This is a genomic window from Streptomyces sp. NPDC020845 (assembly GCF_044334165.1).
Classification (GTDB): Bacteria; Actinomycetota; Actinomycetes; order Streptomycetales; family Streptomycetaceae; genus Streptomyces.
On sequence record NZ_JBIRSJ010000012.1, the window covers coordinates 163,992 to 188,824 of the forward strand.

Below are 24,833 nucleotides of genomic sequence, written 5' to 3' on the forward strand. Positions count from 1 at the left end.
CTCCGTTCACCCGCCTCTGATGCCGGCTGCCATCCGAGGTGCCGCTCAGCCAGTGCCGGAGGTGCCATCGAGCTCGGTCGACCGCGCGTCCAGCCGGTCCTGGATGTGCCGGGCCTTTGCGTCACGGCGCTGGGCGCGGTACAGGTCGAGGGCCAGGATCCGGTTCTCCCGGGCCACCTCGGTCCGGCCCAGGGCCTGCTGGGCGTCGGCGATATGGGCGAGGGTGTCGGCCTCGTCGTACGCGTTGCCCGCCTCGCGGAACAGCTCCAGGGCCTCGCCGTAATGGTCGAGCGCTTGATCGTGGCGGCCGGTGTGGTGGGCGATGTAGCCGAGGCTGTCCAGAGTCGAGGCCCCGGCGCCCCGGCCGGCCTCGGCACGGAACAGCGCCAGGGCCCGCTCGCAGTAGTCGCGGGCCTCCTCGAAGCGACCCAGCTGGGCGTGGCACCAGCCGACCGCGTTGAGCTGGTTCGCCTGCCAGACCGGGTTGCCGAGCCCTTCATACAGACGCAGGGCCTGACGGGCATGGCTCAGCGCGGCCTCTTTGTCGCCCTGTTGCTCCCAAACCCATCCAAGGGTGCGATGTGTATGGGCCTGGCCGGGTACGTCGCCGGCCTCCTCGTACACCGCCAGGGCCCGGCCGAGGTGGTCCAGGGCCTCGGCGCCCCGTCCCAGGTGTGAGGCGGCCTGGCCCAGGCGCCAGTGGGCGAGCGCCCGCGCGGGCGGATGTCCCTGCCGCTCGGCGGCGGTGAGCCCCGCCCGCCAGACCCTGAGGTGATCCCGGAAGTGCGCACCGCGCCAGTGGTAGGAGATCAGCGTCCAGGCCAGCTGCCAGACCGCGGTGTGCCATTCCTGCTTCAGGGCCAGCCGCTGGGCGGCGAGAACGCAGGCGTGTTCGGCGTCGAACCAGTCCAGGGCCGCGCCGGGGTCCTCAAGACGGACCGGGACGCAGCCGGGCGCGGGCGAGTCCAGCTCGGGTCGGAACGGCGTGTTCGGCCCGTCCACCAGGCTGTTGGCGGCGAAGGCGGTGTGCAGATAGAAGTCGACCAGCCGCCGCAGCGCGTCCGTACGCCGCCCGCGCTCGGCGGCCTGGCCGCATTCGGCCGCGTAGAGCCGGACCAGATCGTGCATCCGGTAGCGGGCCGGGGTGTACCGCTGGACCAGGTGCGCGGCCTGCAACTCGCCGAGCAGTACGCGGGTACGGGGCGCGCCGAGCCCGGCGAGGGCGGCCGCGGCGGACAGGTCGATGTCGGGGCCGGGCGCCAGGCCCAGCAGCCCGAACAGCTCGGCCGCCGGGGCGGAGAGGGCACGGTGCGAAGCGGCGAAGACGGCGCGCAGATCGGCGGTCAGATCGCCGGTGTCCAGCGCGTCCAGCCGGGTCGCCGCCTCCCGCAGCTCTTCGGCGAGCGCGGCGAGGGGCAGGTCGGGGTGGGTCGCGGCGCGCGCGGCCACGATCCCCAGGGCCAGCGGCAGGCCCGCGCAGTGCTCCAACAGCGCCTCCACCGCGTCCGGTTCGGCCTCGACCCGCCCGGCCCCCAGGTGCCACACCAGCAGCTCGCGCGCCTCGGCCGGCCCGAAGACGTCGAGCGGCAGCGGCAGCGCGCCGTGCGTGGTGACCAGGGAGGTGAGCCTGGAACGGCTGGTCACCAGCACGGTGCAGCTGGGGCTGCCGGGCAGCAGCGGCCGCACCTGCCCGGCGTCGCGGGCGTCGTCCAGTACGACCAGCACGCGCCGGCCCGCCAGCAGGCTGCGGTACAGCGCGGTCTGCGCGTCCAGGTCCACGGGGATGATGTCGGGCGCGACTCCGAGCGCGTCCAGGAACCCCCGGACCGCGACCGGCGGCGGCACCGGTTCCGCCGCCGGGTCGAAGCCGCGCAGGTTGACGTACAGCTGCCCGTCGGGGAACCGCGCCATGTTCTCGTGCGCCCAGCGAACCGCCAGCCAGGTCTTGCCGACCCCGCCGATCCCGCCGATCGCCGAGATCACGACCGTCTCGCCGCCCGCCTCGGCCTCGGCGTGCACGTCGCACACCTCGTTCAGCCGCAGCAGCTCCCGCGCGCGGCCGGTGAAGGCGGGTGGCGGCGCGGGGAGCTGACGGGGTATGGGGATGCGGGGCGGGGCGGATGGGAGCGCGGAGTGTTTAGGCGGCGCAGAAGGTAAAGGCGGTTCGAGCGCGGGGTCCGTCTCCAGGATCCGCTGGTGCAACAGCTCCAGTGGCTGGCTGGGGCCGATGCCCAGCTCGTCGACCAACCGGTGCCGCGTGCGCCGGAAGTGCTCCAGGGCCTCGGCCGGGCGGCCGCACCGGTACAGCGCGAGCATCAGCTGCCCCGCCAGCCGCTCGTCCAGCCGCCGCTCCCCGGCCCGGGTGAACAGCCCGGCCAGCAGCTCCCCGTGGCGCCCCCGGCGCAGCGCGGCGTCGTTACGGTCCAGCTCGGCCGCGAACCGCTCCTGGGCGAGGGTGTCGCGCAGCGCGTTGAACCAGGGCGTGTCGATCGCGCCGAAGGCATCGCCGCGCCACAGCCCGAGCGCCTGCTCCAGCAGCGCCTCGGCCCGTACGCCATCGGCCGCCCCGCGGGCCTCGCCGACCAGCGCACGGAAGCGGTACAGATCGATGGCCGCCGCTTCGGCCGCCAGGACGTAGCCCCCCGCCGCCTTCCCGATCCCCACTCCGGCTGCCGACAGAGCGATCCTCAGCCGCGACAGATAGCTGTACAGCGCCGCACGGAACCGCTGCGGCGGCCGGTCCCCCCAGACCCGGTCCGCGAGCTGATCGACGGAGACCGAACGGTTGGCATCGACGAGCAGCGCCGCCAGAACGGACCGCTGCCGCACATGTCCGAGGTCCAGCGGCCGATCGTCGACCCAGACCTCGATGCCCCCCAATAACCCGAACCTGACCGCCATTTCGCCCCCACCCGTGGAAACAGCCTGCCTTGTGACGGTCCATCCGACCAGCAGGTTCAAGCTCTGCACAAGGTTCACGCAACGCCTGCCCGAAAGACTCTTCTGCGCGGCGCCCGGTCGGGGGGCGGGTGCCGACACCCCTCACCCGTGCGCCGCCCCGCCACCCCGATGCGGCGGCGCACGGGCCTGGGCCCGCGGAACCGCCCCGGCGGATGCCGAACCGGCGCGTACGGCGTGGACCGGCGCGGGGTTCCACCGAATTCCCGCCCGAACACCGAATGGGGGATGCGTCTGTCATGGACGTAACACGTCGAACACTTCTCCGCGGCCTGTCCGCCGCTCCGCTCGCCGCAGCCGTCGGCGGCCTGGCCCTTTCGTCCACGGCGCACGCGGCGGGGTCCGAGTTCCGGGTGAAGATGCGCGACCGCCCGAAGAGGGGGTCGATCGGCTACACCTACCCTCAGATGATCGCCGGCCTCGCCCGTGCCCTCCCGGCAGCGCCCCTGGTGGCAGAGGTGCTGCGGAACGCCGACCGCAGGGCGGTGGTGAACCACCGCTGGCCCGCGGGGGGCAAGCCGGACAGGCTCAAGTACTCCTTCGGCTGGGACCCGGAAAAGGACGACAGCACCACTCCGTGGTGGTACCCGCAAGGCATCACCACCAGCTACGACGCGTACCACGGACCGATTCCCGGGACGAACACGGACGCGGAGAAGCGGGCGGTCCTGGTGTCCTGGTACGGGAAGGGCGCGAACGCGTGGCAGGGCGCGCGTATCACCTTCGTCGATGTGACCGCCCCCAGCAGGCCGCGCTATCGCCATGTCCTCCTCGTGGAACCACGGAAGCTCAGCGATCGGCCTTATGACTTCCAGCCGGCAAAAGTCCACGCGGGAGGCATCGCCTGGTACGGGGACAGACTCTATGTCGCTGACAGCGAGGGCCGCGGCTTGCGCGTGTTCAACATCAACCAGATGTTCCGGGTCTCCACCGGTGGGGTGGCACGGCACTACTACGGTTACCACTGGAGGGACAAGAAGTACTACGCGCTCGGCTACCAGTACGTGCTCCCGCAGAGCCGCGCTTACGACAACGCGGGAACGCAGCTCACGTATTCGCAGGTGGCCGTGGATCACACGACCCCGCAGCCTTCCCTGCTCGTTAACGAGTTCGCCGGCGGAGGCAGCTCCCGGTCCATACGCTGGAACATGAACCCCGGCACAAGTTCCATCACCTCCGAAGAGGCCGTGGAGGAGCGGTCGTTCGAGCTGCCAAAGGTCCAGGGCGTGGTCAGCGTGAACGGCACGTACTACTTCTCGGTCAACGACGATGACCGTCCCGGAGCCCCCGGGCTTCTGTACCGGTGCCCGGTCGGCAGCTCCAAGCCCAAAAAGCGCGGAAAGCTCTCCTTCGGTCCCGAGGACCTCAGCTACGACGGCGACCGGAACGGCCTCTGGGGACTCGGCGAACACCCGCGCAAGCGCCATGTGTACGTGGTGGGCCGCTGAGCCACGAGCGTCGTCCATGACGTGGCTCCGCTACGGCGGAGCCACGCTCACGACTGTCACTGCTCCAGGTGCGCCAGCGCGTCCGCGCCGTTCTCCGCGAAGAAGACCAGCTCGCCCAGAGGGAGGGGCAGGAAGCCCTCGTCCTCCATCCGCTGGAACTGCTGCTTCAGCCCGTCGTAGAAACCCGCCGTGTTGAGCAGCACCACCGGCTTGATGTGCAGGCCGTGCTTCTTCAGCTCCAGGATCTCGGTGGCCTCGTCCAGCGTCCCCGTGCCGCCCACCATGACCACCACCGCGTCCGCCCGGGCGAGCAGCTGCGCCTTCCGCTCGGCGAGATCCTTGGCGATCACCATCTCGTCGGCGTTCTCCCTGGCCTTCGCGGACAGGAACTCCACCGATATCCCGACGAGCCGCCCGCCGTTCTCCTGCACCCCGTCCGCCATCACCTTCATCAACCCGACGTCCGACCCGCCCCACACGAGCGTGTGGCCACGCTTGCCGATCAGCTCGGCGAATTCGCGGGCGGGGGCGGTGTAGCGGTCGTCCAGGTCGGCGGCGGAACAGAAGACGCAGATATTCATGGCCGCCACTCTACGGTCCGGGTCCGACAGCGCCCCGGATCCGCGCCCTGGCTTGCGCGGCAGGCCGGTGGGAGCTTCGCTTCCCGCCGTCGCTACAGCACCGCTCCTCGCCACAAACGACCCACCTCATCCGCGAACCACTTCTCCCGGTCATCGAAGTCCGGGAGCGCCAGTCGTCGCCGATACCGGAACCTTGCCCCATGGCCGGGCACCGTGAGGTGGATGAGCTCATGGGCCAAGACCACGTCGACCAGGGCAGGGGCCAGCTGCAGCACGGCCCAGTGCACGGCGATGAGCCCGTCAGGCCCGCACGCCCCCCACCGGTCACCCGTATCCCGGGCCACCACTCCTGTCGGGCTCACGCCGATCCTCTTGGCGAGTGGCGGCATCCTGGCCGCCAGCCAGCGATTCCCTCGAGCCGTATACCACTCGGTGATGCGCCGTCCCCCCTCCGCCGCGTCAACCGGCCAAGCCAGCTCAAGCCACCCCTGGTGGAGCCGTACATCGGGGACTGCCCCGTCGGCACCGGTCCTCACCCGCTTCAACCGATAACGACGGCCGAGATAGCGGAATTCAGTGCCTGAAACCAGCTTCTTGACCGGCTCGACGGCACTCGCCTGCCGTCGTCTCACCTCTTCCGCCAGTCGCGGCAGCCTGGACCGTACCGCGGCGGCCACGGCGTCCGGATCGGCGTCCCCGGGCACAGAGAAGACCACGTCGCCGTTCGGTGCGACATCAATTCCCAAGGTGCGGCGCCTGGGGCGCACGACGACCCGCCACGTCCACTCCTCCGGTACCGGAAGAGACGCGATCACCTGCTGGACGGAAGCCCTCACGGGGCATTGGTATCACCTGGCGACGACATCCGGACCAACACAGGGCCCCGGGGCCCCGCTTGGCGCGACGACCGCTCCTCTCCGTGCCGCAGAAATTCCCCGCGCGATTCGACCGCCAACTCCAGCAGGCGCGCGGCCAGTGGCGCCGTCGCCTCCCAGTCCAGCGCCAAGCGCGCCTCTAGCAGCTGCCTGAGCTCTCTGCGTGCCCGGTTCCGTGTGGCGGCGAGCACCAGGAAATGCGTTGGCCGGACCAGGCGAGCGATGTCCTTCACCACTCCACGGGTGGCCTCTCGCACAGCATCATCCGAGACATACGGAACCTGACCGGTCGCCTCGACCGCGGCTTTCAGCAATCGGTAGACCAGCTGCTCTGTGCTGGGATCGAGCTCCGACACGTCATCAAGGTAACCCCGCTCTACCGCGAGGACGTCGTGTATCAGGGAGATCAGGAGATCGGTGATCCGATCAGCACCATCACCCGTATGCCCGGTGATCTTCTCCAGCCGCTCAACGAACCGCGCGTGTCTCATGGGCTCGGTCCCAAGCCAGGTCCCGATATGTGATCGCAATGCCACCGTCAGATAGGCCACCCGCGCGCGGGGATCGCCATGAGCTTGCACCTTTTCCAGGAAGTCCGGAGCGGTGACCTTCGTCGGCGGAATGCCCTGACGCGTCCGCGCCTGTTCCATACGCTGTTCGATCAGGTCGTCCACGATGGCACCATACGAAGGCGGCATCAGGTACCGGAAGCCATAGGCATGTCTCCGCCATGCCAGGAAGAGAATGACACCCAGCCATCCGGCGATCTCCTGGTACTGCTCGCCTTCGAAACCAGGCATGACCGAGTTCAGAGTAGTCAGAAATTCTCGCACGAGTTCCGCGAACTCCACATGCACGAGAGGATTGGCCAGCACCGCAAGCAGATCCTCCCGATGCGGCTCGCTGGAGAACGAGGGATTGATACCGTGGGCACGCAGAAAATCGCGAATACGCCCGTGGAGTCGCCACAGCGCTTCACTGGAAGCCCTCCCGGAATCCTTCATCAGAAGGCTTGCGGGAGATTCCGACGCGCCCAGCACCTCCTTCAGGTGATCATTGTCGTAGCCGTCAAGTAGCTGGTGGACAGCCGAGCCAGCATCGAGGTAGCTCACCACTGGACGCCCAGCCCTCCCCGGCCAGGACTGTTTCCGTAACCTCATGATCTGCTGCAGTTCGTCGACTGTGACCCGTCGATCGAGGAAGAACATCTGTCCCTCCGGGCTGCTGTCGGCGGAGAGTATCCGTGAGCACACCACCATGAAAGCCACTTGTGGGGCGACACCGTCGTCCTGCGATCCGCCACAATCGCCTTCCGACGCGGAGCCATGCGGATCTGCTTCCCAGGAGGGATCGGGCTGCCGCCGACGGACCACGTCGGCGATCCCACGCCGGAAACTCATCGCGTTCGCCTGCTGCCGCCAGGGGGCTGTCCACCGACGCCATTCAGGGGGATCGTATCGAGTCGACGAGAAGAGCGCCGCCACGTCGATCGACTTGAGGACGTGCCGGAATTGCCGGAGCTCCAGCAGCATTTTTTCGTCTTCGGTGGCGTATTCGTGAAACTCCGGGTCGTACACCAACGTCGGGTTCATATCATCAAGTTCAGCAATCAGCCGGTCCCGCGCCTTGATTAACGCGGCGCAGTACCGGCTGGCGGCGAGCCTGGACGCGACCACGACTTGGGCGCCGTGCCCGTCTCGCATGGCACCCACAGCCCAGCGTTTCAGCATATGCGCGGCCTTGGCCTCGATCACTTCCGGCCGTTCCAGGAACTCTCGACGGCAGGTATAAACCCGCATGGTTTCCCGGGTTGACATTGCTCCGAATGGTTCGCCTCCCACCTGATCCGCTTTCCGGAGCTCCATCTCGGCCAGGCGCGTCCCGACCTCGGACGCCTCATACACGAGCGGGGAGACAACACCGTCGGATATCGCATCGTTCGCCGTATAGATGTCGATGTAACGGCCGAACACTCCATTCACGGCCCGCTGTGCGGCCCTCGGGACAGGAGATCCAACGAAACCGAGCAGCGCAGCGTTGGGCAACGCGGCCAGCAGCGAGATGTATTGCCGGGAAATCCGACGAGCGTCATCCACCAGGACGACGATCTGGTGGCTGGAGTTCAGCAATGGAGCAAGGCCATAACCTCCCTGATCAGCGGGGGCACTGTCGAAGCCGCTCCACCGCTCCGCGAGAACCGCCATGGCATTCAGCTTCTGGATCGTCATCACGACGAGATCGGCTGTGTCCACCGCCAAGAGCTGAGCCGCCGGCCTCGCCGACGCGGGAACGCGTGCGCTCTCCCCCCAACTGGAGAGGCATCGTGCCAGCTCCCAGGCTCGCCCAGCCCGGTTGGTGATCACCACGACCTTGTGTCCGGAGAGTCGGGGATGGGCGCGTAGACGACGGACCACCAGTCCCATGGTCCGGTCACGCTCCGAGTCCGCGAAGTGCCACACGATCCCCGCCCGGTTGTCCGCCTCCCGTCCCGCTTCGGTCGCCCCCTGAAGGCGCTCCGTCAGCACCTCGACCACGCGGTGGGCAGCCCGGAATTGCGGATACCGGATGATGGACTTCGTGGGGAGTCCCCGCTCCTGCTCCTCACTGACGCAATTCAGCATGAGGTCCAGCAGATGCCGGGGACGTAGCGCTCCGGCGACCAGGGTTTCCCACGGGCGCAAAGGACGTGCTTCCGTACTGCCGAGTTCCGACCACACCTGCTCATCGGTGGCCGGTCGCACGGTCCGCCACGTCGCGAAACCTTCCGGCTCCGAGGTCACAGTGCCCAGACGCGCGTCCTCGGAGTCCATGGCCACCAATAGCTGACCAAAACGCAGGTATTCCGGTGTGGGCCGAGCAGCCCCAGATCCCGCGCAGTTCCTGATCCGGTCGATCAGATAGCCCATGACGCCGCGCGCGCTCGGCTCGTATGCGGCGACCACCCACGGCAGTCCGTTGACGAACAACACCAGATCGGGGCCGATCGGGGCCGCCGGGCTCCCTCCGTCGCCCGCCCGTAGGACGCCACGGAATTCGTTTCCTCTCAAGGCGTCTTCCCAGTCGACAAGACGCACCGTCTCCGGGAGGCCGGCGTGCCAACCCGGCAGGGGACGGGCAGGCAGGCTGGCGCGAAGCATGCCGGCCACCTCGAAGTTCCCGGCCAGCGCGTATCGAAGGTCTGCCTCCCGGCGGGAGCCTGACACGGTGGCCCAGACGGAATCGAGCTGCCGGTCGGTCAGCCACGGATTGCCAAGTGCGTCATGGTTGATGCCACGTACAGCACGGCGGAAGCACTCCTCGCACACCCCCTCGGCCAGGGCCGCCTCGGAGGGCAGGCACTCGTGGGTGCGCCAGCCCATGGCGGACAGGAGCCTGACGAGTGGCTTCTCCGCATGGTCGCGACCTGGTCGCCCCAACCCTGGCCTCCCCTGCCAGCCCACTCCGCCCGCTCGTGACAACTGCCAGAGACGAATCGGAAGAACAGTACCCAATCCGGTTGGACGACGATTCAGCGCTGCCCAGGCGATCCATAGCGCAGAAAATCTTCACGCCTGCTGAGAGCCAGATCCAGCAGCTGGCCGGCGAGAGGCCCGGTCACATCCCAATCCAGCGAGAAGCGCTCCTCCAACCGCTGCCTGAGCTGCCTGCGCACCCGGTTCTGCGCGGCGGGGAGCGTGGGGAACTGGGGAGGCCGCACGAGTTCCGCTATGTCGGCTGAAAGAAGCTGAGCGGCCCACATCAGATCGACACCCTCAGGCCCCGGCACCTGTCCGGCCTCCTCGAGCGCCCGCACCAGAGTCCGGTAGACCGGCGCCTCCGTCCATGGGTCGAGGCGGGGGCCGTCATCACCCGTCGCCTCCCCCTCGTGGGCCTCGACCTCGGCCACCAGCTCGGCCATCGCGGATGCCGCCCTGTCGAAGTCCTCGGTCATGCTCTGGACGATCTTTTCCAGCCGGGCGCTGAACCGCTCGTACACCACCGGGTCGGAACGGAGCCGGGCGGTGATGTGCAGCCGCAGCGATCCCGCCATATACGACGTCCTGGCCCGCGGATCGGTATTCGCCCGGACCTTCTCCATGAAGTCCGGCTCGGTGATCTTCACCGGAGGTATCCGCACCTGGATGCCCGACACCGCCAGGTGACGTGAGATCAGTCCCCGGACCTTCGCGCCATAGCGGCGCGGGCTGAACTGGTCGTGCCCGTCCAGATACCGCCGCCGAACCAGGTACTGGACCACACCGAGCTGCCGGGCGACGTCCTCGTACTTCAGTGCCTCCGGCCGGGGCAGCACCGCGTTGAGCGCGGTGAGGAAGTCCCGTACGAGACTGTCGAACTCCGCTCGCAGCAGCGGGTCGGCGAGCTCCGCCAACAGATCCTCACGCTGCCGGTCGTCGGTGAGCGAGCCGCCGCTATGAGCGGTCACGAAACCCTGGACCTTGGAGTGCAGATCCCGCAGGAGCTCGTCGGCGGCGGCGTCCGTCTGCAGCCAAGGCCGCTCGGATGTCGGCTGCTCGCCCCGGTAGTCCTCCTGAAGGTGCTCCACAGTGGGCTGCTGGTACCCGTACACCTCGCGCAGATGCGCCGTGTCGTACTCCCCGAGGGCCTTGCCCAGCTCTGGGCCAATGCCGACGTAGTCGACCACCTGGCCCCACTCCTTCGCGGGATACGGGCGGTTGGTACGGGCGATGGCCTGAAGCAGTTCGACACCCGAGATCGCGCGGTCGAGGTAGAGCACCTGTTCCACCGGGGCGTCAAAACCGGTGAGCAGCATCGACTTCACCACCAGAAAAGCCAGGGGCTCCGAAACCTCGGAGCCCTTCGGGGCTTCGGCCTCCTCCCGCTCCGCCGCCGGCTTCTCCTGATGCCAGGCCTCGCCGACCGCCGTGCCCCCGCCCGCCCCCGGGCCCGGGTTCCACGACGGGGCCCCATGGGTTTCCGCTTCCCACGGCTCTGCGGGCGCTTGTCCCCGTACGGCGTCGGTACCACGCTTGAACCGCTCGATGTGCTCCTGCTGATGGGATCTGGCGGTCCAGGCCCGCCACTCCTTGGGATCTTTGCGTCCCGACGCCGCCTCGGAGATCACCACGGCCGCGTCGATCGAGGCCAGGAGAGCTCGGTGCGGCAGCAGATAGAGCAGTTCCTGCTGCTCCTCGGTCAGGTACTCATGGGCCATCGGGTCGTACGCCAGGTCCGGTTCGATGGCCTCCAGCTCGGCCAGCAGCCCGTCCCGCGCCGCGAGCAGCGCCTCGCGGTAGCGCACAGCGGCCAGCCGGGAAACCGTCACGACCTGCGCCCCGAACCCGTCCGGCATCGCCGTCTTGGCCCAGTGCCGCAGCATATGCGCGGCCTTCGCGCCGATCACGCTCGGCGCTTCCAGTATCTCCTTGCGGCGGGCGAAGCGGCGCAGCACCTTCTCCCGCTGCTCGGGATCGGCGGGCACCTGCTCGTCGAACTCCGCATCCAGCACGGCCTGCCGCACCACTTCCATCGGCACGCTGTACGCCTCGTAGCGCACCGGCACGACGGCACCGTCCGTCTCGGCATCGCGCAGGGTGTAGGTGTCGGCGAAGTCGCCGAAGATCTCCCGGGTGCGCTTGGCCGCGCCGCTGATGATCGGGGTACCCGTGAACCCGACCATCGCGGCGTTCGGCAGCATCGCGCGCAGCCGGGCGTGCTGCCAGCTACCGTGCGAGCGGTGTGCCTCGTCGACGAGGACAACGATCTCGTGGCCGGGGTTCGCCACCCGGTTGTGGATCTTCTGTTCCTCCGGGCTCTCGCTGAGCTTCTCCTCGCTGCCGTCGTCCGCGTCGTCGTCCTTGCGGGCCTTCTGGACCGTCACCAGGACCAGGTCGGGCACGTCGACGGCCAGGTACTGGCGGGCCTGGTTCACGTTGGACGAACGGTGCACGCTCTCGTCGCTCGCGCTGACCAGGCTGCCGGTGATCTGCCGTTCGAGATCGATCCGGTCGGTGATCACCACGACTTTGTGCCCCGCGAGCTCCGGGTCGCTGCGCAGGCACCGAACCAGAAAGGCCATGGTCAGGCTCTTGCCGGAGCCCTGCGTATGCCAGACCACCCCGGCCCGGTGGCCCGGGTCCTTGTCTGCCGCCAGCGTCCGCTTCCGGGCCCTGAGCGTGCGCGCCAACTCGTGCACGGCGCGGAACTGGGGGTAGCGGGCGACCAGCTTGACCGTACGAGGCCCCTGACCGGCGGTCGTGGTGAAGTCCCGTACGAGGGAGAGCAGATGGGCGGGTCTGAGCACTCCGGCGGCGAGCACTTCCTGTGCGGTCAGGTCGTGCTTCCTGTCCGGCTTTCCCACCTCGTCGCGTACCTGCGCCTCGGTAGCGGGCGCGACCGTACGCCAGTAAGCGAAGTGCTTCGGTTCGGCGGTGACCGTACCGAGCTGAGCACTCTCGCGGTCGGTGCCGATCAGGATCTGCCCGAAGCGGACGAATTCCGCCACGGGGGCCTCTGCCGCAGCACCCGCCGCGTCGAGCACCTGGTCGACGGCGAGGTCGAGCCCCAGGGGCGAGGGTGCCTTGCACTCGATGACCACCCAGGGCAGGCCGTTGACGAACAACACCAGGTCGGGGGTGAGCGAGTCCTCCCCGCGTCGCTCAACCCGAAACTGCGAGACGGCGAGGAAGTCGTTGCCGGGGTCGCACTCGCCGTCCCAGTCGACCAACCGGACCGTCTCCGGTAGCTCCTTGTGCCAGCCCAGCAGGATGCGGGACGGAATCCCGTTGCGGAGCAGGTCGGTCACGGCGAGGTTCCCGGCCACGCCGCGTTCGGCGTAGCCGGGGGCGGTGCCGAGCACGATGGCGAGAATCTGGTTCAGCTGGGCGTCGCTGAGCCACGGTTCGCCATCCGGGCCGGGATTGATGCGGCGTACGACCTCGCGGAACCGGTCTTCGTAGACGACTTGAGCGAAGCTGTGGCGTTCACTGGCTTCGGGATGGTGGGCGGGCTCGCCAGGTGGTGCGCCCTGAAGATGTGCCCACCCCATGGCGACCAGTTGCCCGATCAGCGGCCGCTCCACCATCTCGTACTCCGGCTGCCCCACTACCGGTCTCTCCCCGCCGCCGTCTCGTTCGCCCGTCGCGTCGTACGTCCCGCACGTCTCCCTGAAGACAAGTACCCGGAACCCTACCCCTGGTTGGGGCCGATCCGCAGGAGTGGCACGACGGTTGGCGAGGGTGGCCGGGTGGGGTTGTGGCGGCAGGCCTTCGAGTCAGCCGGGGTCAGCTGGCGAGCGCCGGAGCCGGCACCGGCGGGGGCCCTCCCCAGGACAGTTCGAACCACAGCGTCTTGCCGCCGAGCCCGAACGGCTCCTCACCGATGGCGCAGCCGCCCCACCGGTCGGCGAGAACGTCGAGAATGAACAGCCCGCGGCCGCTGTCCAGATCGTCCGACGGCTTGAGCGGCTCTGGCAGCTCCGGGTTCGCGTCCGTGACGCTGACCCGGAGGACGGGGTGGAGCCAGAGGAGCCGTACGCAGGCGCAGTTGTCGGAGTAGCGGACGGAGTTGGTGGTCAGCTCGGTCGTCAGCAGCGACGCCTGCTCGACGAGTTCACGCAGGCCGTGCGCGGTCAGTACGGCGTGCAGGGTGGCCCGTACGATCCCGGGGCCGCGCGGGTCTCGGGGGAAGCGGAGCTCGTACTCCCAGGGCTCGGTGAACAGCAGCGGTGGCGGAAACGGGGTCACGCGGCACCTCCGGTGGCGGTGTTCGTTCGCGGTACGTGGTTTCTGGTTCGGTACGCGGTGTGGGCCCCGCCGCCGCTCGTTGTCTCTGGGGGTCCGTGTCGCAACGGTGTCAGTGCCGTTCGCCCCTCCGGGCAGGGGAACGGTGCGCTTCCGTCGCGGGGCGGCGGGGCGGAGTGAGTGGCCTGCCTCACAACGTAGACCATTGCGAGTAACTTATGAGTCGCCAAACACAAACGAGTGAATCGAAGTCCGACTCAGTGGACCACACCTCGACGCCCTGCCAGACTGTCCACGCATAGCAAGAAAGAGGATTCATGTCGCCAAGAAGTGCCCCGACTTACCGCCAGCGCCGCCTCGCGGTGGAACTCCGGCGCATGCGCGAACAGGCGGGCATCTCCATCCAGCAGGCAGCCGCCATGCTCGGCGCGGACCGGACGATGGTCTCGAACGTGGAAGCTGCGCGTACCCGACTAAGCGAAGAGCGGGTCCGCCAGCTCGCCTGCAATTACGGATGTGCGGATGAAGAGCTTGTCGACGCATTGGCTTCGATGACGGGCAGCCGCCGGAACGAGCACTGGTGGCAGGAATACAAGGGCAAGCTGCCGGACGGATTCCTAGACATCTCCGAGATCGAGCACTACGCGAGACGGATCCGCACGGCGCAGACGGTGCACCTGCCTGGTCTGCTACAGACCGAGGATCACGCCCGAGCGCTTTTCGATCTTGTAGTGCCCAAACTTCCACGTCTTGAGATCGAGTTGCGTGTCGCTCATCGCCTCGCGCGTCAAAGTATCTTCGACCGGGAGCACCCCACCCCCTACCTTGGCATTATCCACGAAGCGGCACTACGTATGCAGTTCGGTGGCCGCGAAGTGGCCCGGTCGCAACTTGAATACCTGGCCGATTCCGCCGACCGCGACAACGTGACGCTGTTGATCATCCCGTTCAGAGCAGGAAGCTTTCACGGCGCCGGGCAGTCCGTCCTCTACGCGGAGGGAGCCGTCTCTCAGCTCGACACGGTTCAGCTGGACTCAGCGTACGGACCTAACTTCGTTGACTCCCCCACCCCAATCGTCAACTATCGTGCACTGCTGGACTTGATGGAGAGATCCGCGCTTCCCGCCGACGAGTCTCAGAAGCTCATCCGGTCCATCGCCCGTGAGATGTGAGAGGAGCTAGCAGTGCACGAGTACGTCTGGCAGCGTTCGTCCTTCTGTGGTGGGGGCGGCAACAACTGCATAGAGGTGGCCGCCAACGGCGACGTCATAGCCATGCGAGAGAGCTCTGAACCGGATGTCCTCATCACAGCCAATCGGGACACCCTCCGCGCGTTCGTTCTCGGACTGAAAGCTGGGCGCTTGGACGTGCCGCGGGGCTGACACCCACCACGGTTAGGGTTGCGGCAGACACGCCACACCGTTGATGGAGTCTTCGGTAAAACCGTGCTGCACCACACGCAGCTTATCGATCTGTCGCCGCAACCCTTCAACCGAACGGTTCGCAGCGTGATGCGCCTCCACAATGCGCTGCTGCGTGGCCAAGCCAGCACGAGCGAAGGGGACATCCGATAGCAGTCGGGAATTGATGGTATACAAGCCGGAACTTGTTGCACAGCGCGACTGCCAGTAACCACGGACGGCAGATGAATTAAGCCAGAGCACCGCAAAATCGGGCAACACATCATTGAAGCGCAGCCTGAAAAGGTGGTTCTGATAGAGGAGACCACTCTCTCGCTCGCTTACCACAGCGCTCCGCCCGATCTGGTCTGGATCCGCGTGACCTTCCACGACCAGAACGTCCCCGGTAGCCAGTTGATATCGAGGGCGGTCCCGCTCCTCTGCCTCCAAGGCGGCGACATCGCCGAGGTCGATCCACCCTTTTCGCACATTGGCGACCCGCAGGTAGCCTGTCGGATTCTGCCGGGGCACGCGGTGTGATCCGAGGGTGATGCCTGCCGCAATTGATTGGCTCACAGACCCTAGGCACGTCAGACCCAACGCGGACTTTGCGAATAGTCGCTCAATCAGAGCGTCTCGCATCACAATACGTTTCGCCACGACGCGTTCTAGTGTAGCGATACGTTGTTCGAAGGCGGCGTGAGCGGCAACGACCTGACGCTGTTCTGCGAGCGGTACGTCAGGGACAAGGATGCCTCGGACGTCAGCCTGCGAAATATTATTTTGCCCGCTACCGCCGTTCAACAAGTTTCCGATCTGCTGTCTGACATCATCTGACGAGATCAGCATGACAAGAAATTCCGGATCGACAACTCCAGGATCAGGAACCAGGCGGAGAATCTTGTCCGACAGCATAAGCTTCGGACGCGTCTCACCGACCCTGCAAGCCACCCCGACCAGCGAGCGGGCACCATTGGCTCGCGCGATCAGCACGTCTCCCGAACGGATCTCCAACGAAGGTCTAGGCTGAAGATTCAACGGGAGCCGCTTCGCTTCTGCCGGGGCGAACCGGCCGGATGTCACCGCACTCACGCGAATGACGCCCCATTCGTCATCCGCTGGCGGGTATGCCTCGCAAGCTGGGCTCCAGCCTGTCTCGATGTCGCGCAGCAATGACCCCAGCGGTTTCAGCATCCGAGCTTTTCGACCATGAGACTGGAGAGCCTCATCGCGCATAACCAAGCCCCCTCAACACCTCGGCCAACTCCCCCGCCGCACTGTCGCTCTCCGCCTCCAGCTTCGTCAGCGACACCGCGTACTTCTCAACCCATCGTCGGAAGACCGCGATCAACTCCCGCCGCCCGGCCGCGACCGCCGCGTCCAACCGCCCTGCCAGATCCTGCTCCAGCACCGCCAGCACCACACCCTCCGCCTCACCAGCAGCCATCACCACATCCGCCGCAGCCCGCAGATCCTTCAGGAAGCGCTTGTCCAAGTCCTTCCGTTTCTTGGACGCCGCCACGCGCTCCTTCTTCCGCTGCGCGGCGACCGACTCCAGGCGCGCGATCTCCTCCGGCTCGGCCGAGGACGAGGCCGGTGCGGCCTCATCACCGTCCTCCTCGCCGCCGTCCCCCTTGGCCTCCGCCACCGCCTCCAGCGCCGTCTTGTACGCCGCGTCCGCGTCCGCCAAAGCAGCGTCCGCCCGCGCGACTTCATCCAGAAACTCCGGGATCAGCTGCCGCACCACCGGCTGGTCCATCGCCCTTCGCCGGTCAGCAGCCGAAACGCTCACCGCCCGGCCGCCGTCTCCCGGCGTGGCGGGCTCGACCATGGCCTCCACAGAGTCGACCCAGCCCTCCAGCACCCGGTCGAAGCCACCCGCCGCCAGCGCCTTCAGGTCGTAGCGGTTGCCCATCCACCAGTCGGCGATGATCCCGTCCGTGGTGTATTCGTCGATGACGCCCGCACCACCCACTGCCTTCGTGAAACTGCCCAGCAGCGAATCCCGCAGCTTCATCAGGCGCCGATGAGAGGACAACTCGGCGAACTCCCCCGAGTGCCCCTCCCACCACTCGCCATACGCCTTCCGTAGACGCTCTTCCTTCTCCGCCGTCAGCTCGGGAATCCGTGCCGCCGTCGCCTCCGCGCCTTCCGGCAGGAAGTCGACATACGCCTCGTCAGGGCCCTCCCGCTCGGCGAAAAGCTTGTCCGCCTCCACCCCGTACGCGTCGAACAGCTCAGCCTTCGCCGTAATCTCGACCTTGGGCACGCCGCCGTACAGATGCGCCCGCACATCCTGCGGCTCGGCAGGCGGGGAGTTGTCCACCCAGCGCCGGATGTTGAGGTTCGCTTCAGACTCGAGCAGCTCCTCCTTCGGCACGATCCGCGAATAGCCCTCGATCTCCCGCCACTTGCCAAACGTCGCGACGATCTTCTCCGCGTGCTCCGGACCCAACTCGTTCTGGTTCCTGCCCGCCACGAAGTCCCGGTCCGCGTTGATGAACAACACATTCCCCGCACGCTTTCCGAGCTTCCGCCCCGGCCGCCGCAGGACCAGGATGCACGCTGGAATACCCGTGCCGTAGAACAGATTCGGGCCCAGACCGATCACAGCCTCGATCACGTCGGCCTTCAGGAACCGCTCGCGGATGTCCCGCTCCGCACCACCCCGGAACAGCACACCGTGCGGCATGACCGTGGCGGCCACGCCCTCTTCCTCCAGCACCGCCACCATGTGCTGGACGAACATCAGGTCGGCCTTCTTGCCGCCTTCCGGTGTCCAGTCCAGCATCCGCCGGCCGTGGTCCTCATCCGCCTTGGCGACCTGCGCCGCGTCGTAGTTCAGCGAGAAAGGCGGGTTCGACAGCACTTTGCTGAATTTCCGCAGCCGCTTGTCCTCGGTCAGGTGCAGCGGCTCGGCCAGCGTGTCGCCGTGCCTGAGGTCGAATTCACGGATGCCGTGCAGCAGCATGTTCATGGTCGCCATGGACCACGAGGCGCCGTTCTTGTCCTGGCCGCAGACCATCAGTTCCCGGGTGTCGCCGCCGTGCTCCTCCACGTACTCATTCGCCGCGATCAGCATGCCGCCCGACCCCGCGCACGGGTCGTAGACCGTGTCGCCCGGCTGCGGATCGACCAGCCGCACCATCATCCGGACCACCGACCGCGGGGTGTAGAACTCACCGCCGCGCTGGCCGGCCGAGTCGGCGAACCGGCCGATCAGGTACTCGTATGCCGCCCCCAGCATGTCGGGGAACTCGAAGTCCTCGTTGCGCAGCTCGTACAGCGAGAAGTGCCTGATCAGCGAGCGCAGCTCATTGTCGGTGAACCGGGTACGGGTGCCCACCATCCCGTTGAAGTCGATGTGCGCGGCGACTCCCGCGAACTGGTCACCGTTCTCGTCCTGCAGGGCCTTAAGCGCCTGGTTCAGCCCCTCGCCCACTTTCGACGTGAGGCGGGAGATACCGGGCGCCGGGGAGTCGGGGTACTCGGGGTCGTGGTGAGGCCCGGCCCACCACCGGGCCCGCGGCGGAACGTAGAGATCGCGGTACGAGTCCGGGTCGTTCGCACGGGCGAGGGCCTTGTCCTCATCCCCCGTACGTGCCAGAGCCTCCTCGTGGACGCGCCGCCACTGCGGGTGGAACTCGTCCGAGCTGCGCTTCAGGAACAGCATCCCGAAGATGTAGTCCTTGTACTCCGAGGCATCCATCCGGCCGCGCAGGATGTCGGCGGCGGAGAACAGATGCCGCTCCAGCTGGGGCAGGGTGATTCTGGCCACGCACGGTTCCTTCGTCGCTTCGGAGAGTCTGGGCTAGAGCCTAGACGCATGGGCGCGGAGATTTTGCGGTGAGTATGAGACGGCGACACGCCGACGCGTCGGCGTGTCGCCGTCTCATACTCACCGCATCCATCACTCGTCCTCGCCGTCGATCTTTAGCGCGGCGAGCAGCCGCCACACATCGGTGGACGGGTCACGCTTGAGTGGGTCGCATCCGCCGGCGTGCCCGCTGCGTCTCGTCCACTCCTCGTACGACTCGGACTTGTTCGGCTTGTCGGCGTCCATACTGTCGGCGACCTCGGCCTTGCACTGCCCGTATTGGCACGCCTTCACCAGCTTGCGGGCATTGCGGATGGCGGTTTTCACACGGCCGGAGGCGAGCAGTGACTCCGCCCGCTTGCCGTCGATGCCTTTGCCCCGGTCGCCGGACGCCTGGTCGTAGTCCTCGAAGCCCTTGGCGTCCTTGTGCTGGCGGAGCCTGTCTTTGACCTTGCTGTCGAGACCGCTTTCCTGGCTGGTCCAGAGCTGGAAGTGGAGCAGCAGCCACAGCTCGAAGGACGGGTGCGAGAGGACCACCTGCACGCCGTTCTTGGCGGCCTTGCGCATGGCCTGCGGGATCTCGGTGTCACGGTTGTCCGCTGCGTCCCGGTCGAAGAAAACCCATTTCTCGTCATGCGGCTCGGCCTCTTCCAACACCCGGTCGACCGTCGCCATCGGCCGCAAGCCGCCCGCCTCTCCAAACAGGGCGAATCTGAAGGAGCGCTTGCCCTCACGGGTGCGGTAGGTGCGCTCCAGCAGCCGAAGGTATTCCTTCTCGGTCTTCTCGCCCTCGTGTGCGATGTAGATGACCCGCTCGGCCCTGTCCCCGTACGCGCCGACCGGACCGCGTGGCGACCGGGCCGGCGCCCCCGGATCGCGGCGCCTCCTGCGTCGCCCGCCATTGTCCTGTTGTGCCTTCCGCCCCCTGCTCACGCTGTCGCCTTCAGCTCCTCTTCCACCCGGGCCAGCTCGTGCGCGATCTCCCCTGTGATCAGCTGGGGAATCCCTCCATAGTGGCCTCGGAGATACCGCCGCTCAAGATGCTCGTCGCGGCGGGCCTTCGCCGCGGTCAGCGGATACAGCTCGGTCTCCCCTCCCTTGCTCTTGACCGTGATCCACACCTGGTCCCGGTCGAGCGGACGCTGGGCTGTCGCGTTGCCGAGCAAGGTCGCGTCGTGGGTGGTGAAGATGAGCTGCGCGGTCCGCGGGTTGGCCTGCTCGTCATGGAAGAGGCGAATCACCTCTGCGGCGAGCAACGGGTGCAGGCTGGAGTCCAGCTCATCGGCGAGGAGGGAGCCGCCACGGTCCAGGATGTGGAAGAGAGGGCCGAGGAATGCGAACCATGCGTGAGTGCCCAGAGACTCCTGATTCCAGAAGTCCAAGGGGGCCGAGCCTCCGTCCGGCGTCCGGTGCAGCAGCCGCACCTCACCGCTGTCGGGATCGCGGTCCATCCCCGTGATGCCGAGATCCGCGACTGCGAGCAACCGCGTGAGACGATCACGCAGCTTTTTCCCCTCCGCGTCCGGGCGGCTGAGCTGCTCTCGGGTCCAGCGAGTGCGGGCGGGCACGTCGGCGTGGGAGGTGACCAGCCACAAGTTGTCCACGAACCAGCGGTGTACGGCGGAGAGCTGTGGATGGTTGAGAGTGGCGGCAACCGTGAGGAAGAGGGCGTTGGGCCTGGTGAGGCCGGTGATTTCGTCCTTGCGGCCGCGCAGACCGCTACCGGGGAATTTGAATTCGCCACCCTCGTCCTCCAGCCGCCCGGCCTCGCGGTCGAACCAGATCTGGCGGCGCCCGGAGGGGTAGGCGTGCAGCCATTCCGCTTCGACCCGCTCGTCGGAGATCTCGAATCCGTAGGTGTAGCGCGTCGGGGTACGGCCCAGCAGCAGCTCGACCTCGAAGAGGCTGGTCTCCTCGCGGGCCGCGGGTTCGAGCGCGAAGGGCTCGCGAGCAGGGATATCGGGTTCCTTGGCCCAGTCGGCGAAGGACTCGAGTACGGCCTTGCGCATGAACCGCAGGGCTGCCAGCGCGTTGGACTTCCCCGAAGCATTGGATCCGAAGATACCGATCGCAGGCAGCACAGAAACAGGCTTGCCCTCAAATCGAGCACTTGTCTCTCGGCCGGTGCCTTCGTTGAACTCAGTCGCCACCAGCGAAAGCTCTTGTTCGTCGCGGATCGACCGGTGATTGGCCACCCGGAAGCTGAGCAGCACGGCCATCCTCCTCGCGAGGCGGTGCCTCGATTGCCGCCTTACGCCCTTTCGTGCGGGAACCCCGCACGAAACACCCTATGACGAGGCCCCTGAATGCGCCAGAGCAACGTCAGCCGGAGTTGACGCCGCCCCGCCCCCACCCCGGGCTGCTTGCCTGCCACCTGGCCGCCCCTGCCGCCACCGGCACGGCTCCCGCAGCAGCTCGCCCGCCGGTCATCCCGCAGATCGCGGCAATGACCACCGTTGCGTCGCGCGTCCATCTTCATGCCGCTGTTGTGGGTGCCCTCACCGGAGCGGCAGTAGGTGAAGGTCGGCCGGTTGGCCGGGCCCGGTGCCAGAGTCGATTCCGCGATCTCGTTGCCGCAGGGGCTGTCGACGGGCGGACAACGCGCTTTGTCCGCGGACATCTACGCCGATGTTCTCTCAGTGGGCGAAGGGCGGCTCGAAGCAGCCGGTCTCCGGGTACGGGCCGTTCGTCCGCACCTGGTAGTTGGTCTTCTGTACGAAGGCCGTGACACAGGCGTCGTCATGGACGCGCAGACCGACCCGGGCACCCTCGGGCGTCACGTAGTGGTCGGTCTCGAAGCGTGGTTCCATTCCTCTCACGCTGAGCGTCCCACCGAGCCGCTTGCCCCCGGCCCCGGTCCGCTCCTCCTCGTACCCGAGCTCCAGCATCGCCGCGCGCACGCTCTTGACGTCCCACTTCTTCTCTTTCCAGAGCCGCCTGAGCACGGGCTCGATGCGGGCGGCTTCCTTCCGGGCGTCCTCCGCGCTGTCGACGGACATCTCGCCGGGGCGGCGGCCGGCGTTGTTCTCGTTGTAGTGGGGGGCGCCATCGCCCGCTCCGGGCTCCACGTAGGGGGTGGCGCCGGGGGAACTCGGGCTGGAACTCGGGGGCGGGGCCGGGGCACCGGCCGCCGGGTCCGTGCCGCGCTGTTCGCCGCAGGCGGTCAGGGATATGGCGGCCCCCAGGAGGAGAGCGACCGCGGCGAGGTGTCTTCGCCGCTCACGCGTCGAGGTCAGCATGGCCATGACTCTGCCATGGCAAGGGCGGCGGCGGCCCCGGATTTGAGTGGCGGCATACCGGCCCGTGACTGATCATCGAGGGATGCGTCCGCTGAAGCACGGCTACACCAACCGCACCCTCGGCGACGGAGCCGTCGTGAAGAAGACCTACGAAGGTCCGGACGCCGAGCTCAGGCTCGACCGTGAGCGCAGGTTGTTGATCCGACTCCAGGGACGACTCCCTGTGCCACCCGTACACGCGGCCGACACCGGCACCCTCACGCTCGGGTTCATGCCCGGCGTGCCCGGCCAGGAACTGCTGGACGCCGGACACGCCGTGGAGGTCCTGGAGGCGTGCGGGGAGTTGCTGCGCCGCATCCATGGGATGGGCGCCCGTGACAAGGGCCAGGTGTTGGTGCACGGCGACTACGGGCCCAACAACGTGCTGCTCGACCCCGTCACCTTCCAGGTCACCGCCGTGGTCGACTGGGAGTTCGCCCACCTCGGGGACCCCGTCGAGGACCTGGCCTGGTGCGAGTGGATCGTACGGATGCATCACCCCGGGCACCGCCACGCCCTCGACGCCTTCTTCCGCGCCTACGGCGGGGACGCGGTGCCGCCCTGGCCGGTCCGCCGGGCCGTCATGCTGGCCAGATGCGCGTCCCTGCGGGAGTTCTGCCACCGTTGGGAGCCGAACGGTCCGGCCGTGACGCTGTGGCGGGAGCGCGCGATCGCGACGGCGGGGTGGCAGGAGTAGCCCCGGGAACACGAGAGCACAGGTGTGGGCCCACGTGAAATCTCCGGTGGCGTCGGCGGGCTTCGGTCCGCACCCACGAGGAAAGTCCACGAAAGAGAGGAACCCCGGCCGACGCGCGGCTGGGGTTCCTCAAGGCGGTGAGTATCGGTCAGCGGGTGAAGTCGCCCACGCCGTAAACCGCTCGTCCACGCGTCGGCGGACCGCACCACATAGCGATCACCGTGGGTTGGTCAGCGTTGCAGGGTCAGCACGCCCGGCCGCCAGGGCAGCTCGTTGTAGGGCATGCCCGGGGTGACGGCGGCGGGGGACAGGCCCTGGTAGAGGAACTGCAGGTTGCAGGGGTCGATGGTCTTGGTCTGGTCGGGGTTGGTGCGGACCAGGTCACCATGGCTGATGTCGTTGGTCCAGGTGGCACCGCTGTTGGCCTTGCCTGCGAAGGGGTTGGACTCGGTGGCGGCCTGCGGGGTCCACGGACCGTTCAGGCTGGAGGCGGTGAACGAGCGGAAGAAGCGCCCGTTGGCACCCATTGCCTCGACGATCATGAGGTACTGGTTCTGGCCCTGGACCTTGTAGACCTCCGGTGCCTCGAACAGATTGGCCGTCGTGTCGGTCATGATCGTCTTGTACGAGGAGCCGAAGCTGCCCGGGAAGTCCCCGATCGGCATGCTCGCCTGGTAGATGTTGCCGTTGTCGCCGGCGAAGAACATGTACATGGTCTTGTCGTCGGCGATCAGGGTCTGGTCGAGCGGGCCGCCGTTGGGGATGCCGCCGGTGAACAGCGGCTGCGGGGAGGACCAGCCGTTGGGGTTGGTCGGGTCGCTGGACGTGCGGTAGATGAAGGGCGAGGCACCCCACTGGGAGGCCAGCACCCAGATGTTCTTGGGCGCGAAGTAGATCAGCGTGGGCGCCACCGCGGACTGGCTCATCCCGGTCTGGCCGGTCGACGCCATGTCCGACCAGTTCGTGAAGGGACTGAACGCCATCGAGCCGTACGACGTCCCCCCTGACACGTTCGAGCCGTAGACCAGGTGCTTGCCGTTGTACACCACGTTGGTGAAGTCCTTCAGCGAGTTCCACCCGTTCGCCGGCTGCGCCAACGAGCCCGTCGAGGACCACCGGTACGTCGACGGAAGGGAACACGTGCCGCCCCCTCCGGACAGGCCGGTCCACTTCTGGTTGCTGGTGCCGCTGCACGACCAGAGCTGCACCGCCGTGCCGTTGGCCGTAGCGCCGCCCGACACGTCCAGGCACAGCCCGGACTCCACGGCGACGACGGTGCCGTCGGCGTTCACCCGCCACTGCTGGTTCGTACCGCCGTTACAGGCCCAGATCACCGGCCGGGTACCGGCCGTGTTGGCGTGGCCCGGGACGTCCAGGCACTTGTTGCCGTATACGGTCAGCTGGTTGCTGTCCGTCAGCGTCCACTGCTGGTTGGCCCCGCCGATGCAGTCCCAGATCTGCACGTTCGTGCCCTCGGTCTGGCTGGCGCCCGGCACATCGAGACACCGGCCGGAACCGACACCGCGCAAGGCGCCGCTGGTGGCCGCCTGAGCCGGGCTGGCGACGAGCATCGCCGCCAACGAGATCAGGGCCGTAACCGTAGCTGCGAGCACCACAGACATACGTCTGCGGCTGAAACTCAATCTGCGCATGGGGACCTCATGCTCCCTTGAGTGAGCGGGTTTCCGGCCGGCCCCGTCAGAGGCTGTCCGGACTGTCGATGTGGTGCGGTGCGCGGCGGTCCGTGGGCACCGGGCCAGAGACCGGGGGCCCACGCGGGACGCTGCGGATGCGGATCCCCGGCTGCCACCGTCGTACCGGATCAGTACCGGTGCTCAGCCACCCGCGCCCTCAGGGCGTCGGCGGTACGGACCGCGGACCTGGTGCCGGCCGCCGGCCGGGACCTCGTCGGCGATCGAACCGGTGACCACCGTGAAGACCGGGCGGAGAGGAGGCTCCGCAGAGAGCCAGGACATGGAAGACCACTCTCCTCGCGTGAGGGGGACAAGGCAGCAATTCGCGCCTTGGCGAAGAACTGGGCGGTACTGGATCCGACCGTCGACCGGCCGTCCTCGTGCG

General features: G+C 67.6%; 17 protein-coding genes. 4 read left to right on the forward strand and 13 right to left on the reverse strand.

Annotation, left to right across the window (positions count from 1 at the left end; all coding sequences use genetic code 11):
• Window positions 1-45 precede the first annotated feature (45 nt).
• Window positions 46-2,901 carry an AfsR/SARP family transcriptional regulator gene (locus ACH4U7_RS31300; RefSeq protein ID WP_398531131.1) on the reverse strand — a complete coding sequence of 952 codons (2,856 nt, stop codon included), beginning with the start codon at window positions 2,899-2,901 and terminating at the stop codon, window positions 46-48.
• Between the two features lie 296 nt (window positions 2,902-3,197).
• Between ACH4U7_RS31300 and ACH4U7_RS31305 the strand changes: the two genes are divergently transcribed.
• Window positions 3,198-4,406 carry a hypothetical protein gene (locus ACH4U7_RS31305; RefSeq protein WP_398531132.1) on the forward strand — a complete coding sequence of 403 codons (1,209 nt, stop codon included), beginning with the start codon at window positions 3,198-3,200 and terminating at the stop codon, window positions 4,404-4,406.
• A 56-nt stretch (window positions 4,407-4,462) separates the two neighbouring features.
• Here the strand turns inward: ACH4U7_RS31305 and ACH4U7_RS31310 are convergent, their stop codons facing one another.
• The 5 genes from ACH4U7_RS31310 to ACH4U7_RS31330 all read right to left on the reverse strand — a co-directional run bounded on the left by ACH4U7_RS31310 (window position 4,463) and on the right by ACH4U7_RS31330 (window position 13,565).
• Window positions 4,463-4,987, reverse strand: a complete 525-nt coding sequence (locus ACH4U7_RS31310; protein ID WP_398531133.1) for a TIGR00730 family Rossman fold protein — start codon at window positions 4,985-4,987, stop codon at window positions 4,463-4,465.
• A 92-nt stretch (window positions 4,988-5,079) separates the two neighbouring features.
• Window positions 5,080-5,823 carry a M48 family metallopeptidase gene (locus ACH4U7_RS31315; RefSeq protein WP_398531134.1) on the reverse strand — a complete coding sequence of 248 codons (744 nt, stop codon included), beginning with the start codon at window positions 5,821-5,823 and terminating at the stop codon, window positions 5,080-5,082.
• A complete protein-coding gene (locus ACH4U7_RS31320) occupies window positions 5,820-9,221 on the reverse strand; it encodes a hypothetical protein (RefSeq protein ID WP_398531135.1) in 3,402 nt (1,133 codons plus the stop codon). Before ACH4U7_RS31320 ends, ACH4U7_RS31315 begins: the two co-directional genes overlap by 4 nt.
• Before the next feature lie 149 nt (window positions 9,222-9,370).
• A complete protein-coding gene (locus ACH4U7_RS31325; protein WP_398531136.1) occupies window positions 9,371-12,925 on the reverse strand; it encodes a type I restriction endonuclease subunit R in 3,555 nt (1,184 codons plus the stop codon).
• Window positions 12,926-13,103: 178 nt separating this feature from the next.
• A complete protein-coding gene (locus tag ACH4U7_RS31330) occupies window positions 13,104-13,565 on the reverse strand; it encodes an ATP-binding protein (protein ID WP_398531137.1) in 462 nt (153 codons plus the stop codon).
• 314 nt (window positions 13,566-13,879) lie between these two features.
• Between ACH4U7_RS31330 and ACH4U7_RS31335 the strand changes: the two genes are divergently transcribed.
• Window positions 13,880-14,734 carry a helix-turn-helix transcriptional regulator gene (locus ACH4U7_RS31335; RefSeq protein ID WP_398531138.1) on the forward strand — a complete coding sequence of 285 codons (855 nt, stop codon included), beginning with the start codon at window positions 13,880-13,882 and terminating at the stop codon, window positions 14,732-14,734.
• A gap of 12 nt (window positions 14,735-14,746) precedes the next feature.
• Window positions 14,747-14,944 carry a DUF397 domain-containing protein gene (locus tag ACH4U7_RS31340; RefSeq protein WP_398531139.1) on the forward strand — a complete coding sequence of 66 codons (198 nt, stop codon included), beginning with the start codon at window positions 14,747-14,749 and terminating at the stop codon, window positions 14,942-14,944.
• Between the two features lie 12 nt (window positions 14,945-14,956).
• On the opposite strand, the gene ACH4U7_RS31345 is transcribed toward ACH4U7_RS31340, so the two are convergent.
• The 5 genes from ACH4U7_RS31345 to ACH4U7_RS31365 form a co-directional block, all read right to left on the reverse strand.
• Complete coding sequence (locus tag ACH4U7_RS31345; RefSeq protein WP_398531140.1) at window positions 14,957-16,156, reverse strand: hypothetical protein; 1,200 nt, start codon at window positions 16,154-16,156, stop codon at window positions 14,957-14,959.
• A gap of 31 nt (window positions 16,157-16,187) precedes the next feature.
• Entirely contained in the window at window positions 16,188-18,740 is a 2,553-nt protein-coding gene (locus ACH4U7_RS31350) for an N-6 DNA methylase (protein ID WP_398531141.1), read from the reverse strand.
• Window positions 18,741-18,872: 132 nt separating this feature from the next.
• Window positions 18,873-19,712, reverse strand: a complete 840-nt coding sequence (locus ACH4U7_RS31355) for an RloB family protein (RefSeq protein WP_398531142.1) — start codon at window positions 19,710-19,712, stop codon at window positions 18,873-18,875.
• Window positions 19,709-20,860, reverse strand: a complete 1,152-nt coding sequence (locus tag ACH4U7_RS31360) for an ATP/GTP-binding protein (protein WP_398531143.1) — start codon at window positions 20,858-20,860, stop codon at window positions 19,709-19,711. Before ACH4U7_RS31360 ends, ACH4U7_RS31355 begins: the two co-directional genes overlap by 4 nt.
• A 555-nt stretch (window positions 20,861-21,415) precedes the next feature.
• Entirely contained in the window at window positions 21,416-22,018 is a 603-nt protein-coding gene (locus ACH4U7_RS31365) for a hypothetical protein (RefSeq protein ID WP_398531144.1), read from the reverse strand.
• Between the two features lie 82 nt (window positions 22,019-22,100).
• Between ACH4U7_RS31365 and ACH4U7_RS31370 the strand changes: the two genes are divergently transcribed.
• Window positions 22,101-22,754 (forward strand): phosphotransferase, encoded by a 654-nt coding sequence (locus ACH4U7_RS31370; RefSeq protein ID WP_398531145.1) that lies wholly within the window; start codon window positions 22,101-22,103, stop codon window positions 22,752-22,754.
• 230 nt (window positions 22,755-22,984) lie between these two features.
• Here ACH4U7_RS31370 and ACH4U7_RS31375 read toward each other — a convergent pair whose 3' ends face one another.
• A complete protein-coding gene (locus tag ACH4U7_RS31375; protein WP_398531146.1) occupies window positions 22,985-24,406 on the reverse strand; it encodes a non-reducing end alpha-L-arabinofuranosidase family hydrolase in 1,422 nt (473 codons plus the stop codon).
• A gap of 183 nt (window positions 24,407-24,589) precedes the next feature.
• Window positions 24,590-24,730, reverse strand: coding sequence for a hypothetical protein (locus tag ACH4U7_RS31380; protein ID WP_398531147.1), 141 nt, complete (start codon window positions 24,728-24,730; stop codon window positions 24,590-24,592).
• Window positions 24,731-24,833: the final 103 nt, after the last annotated feature.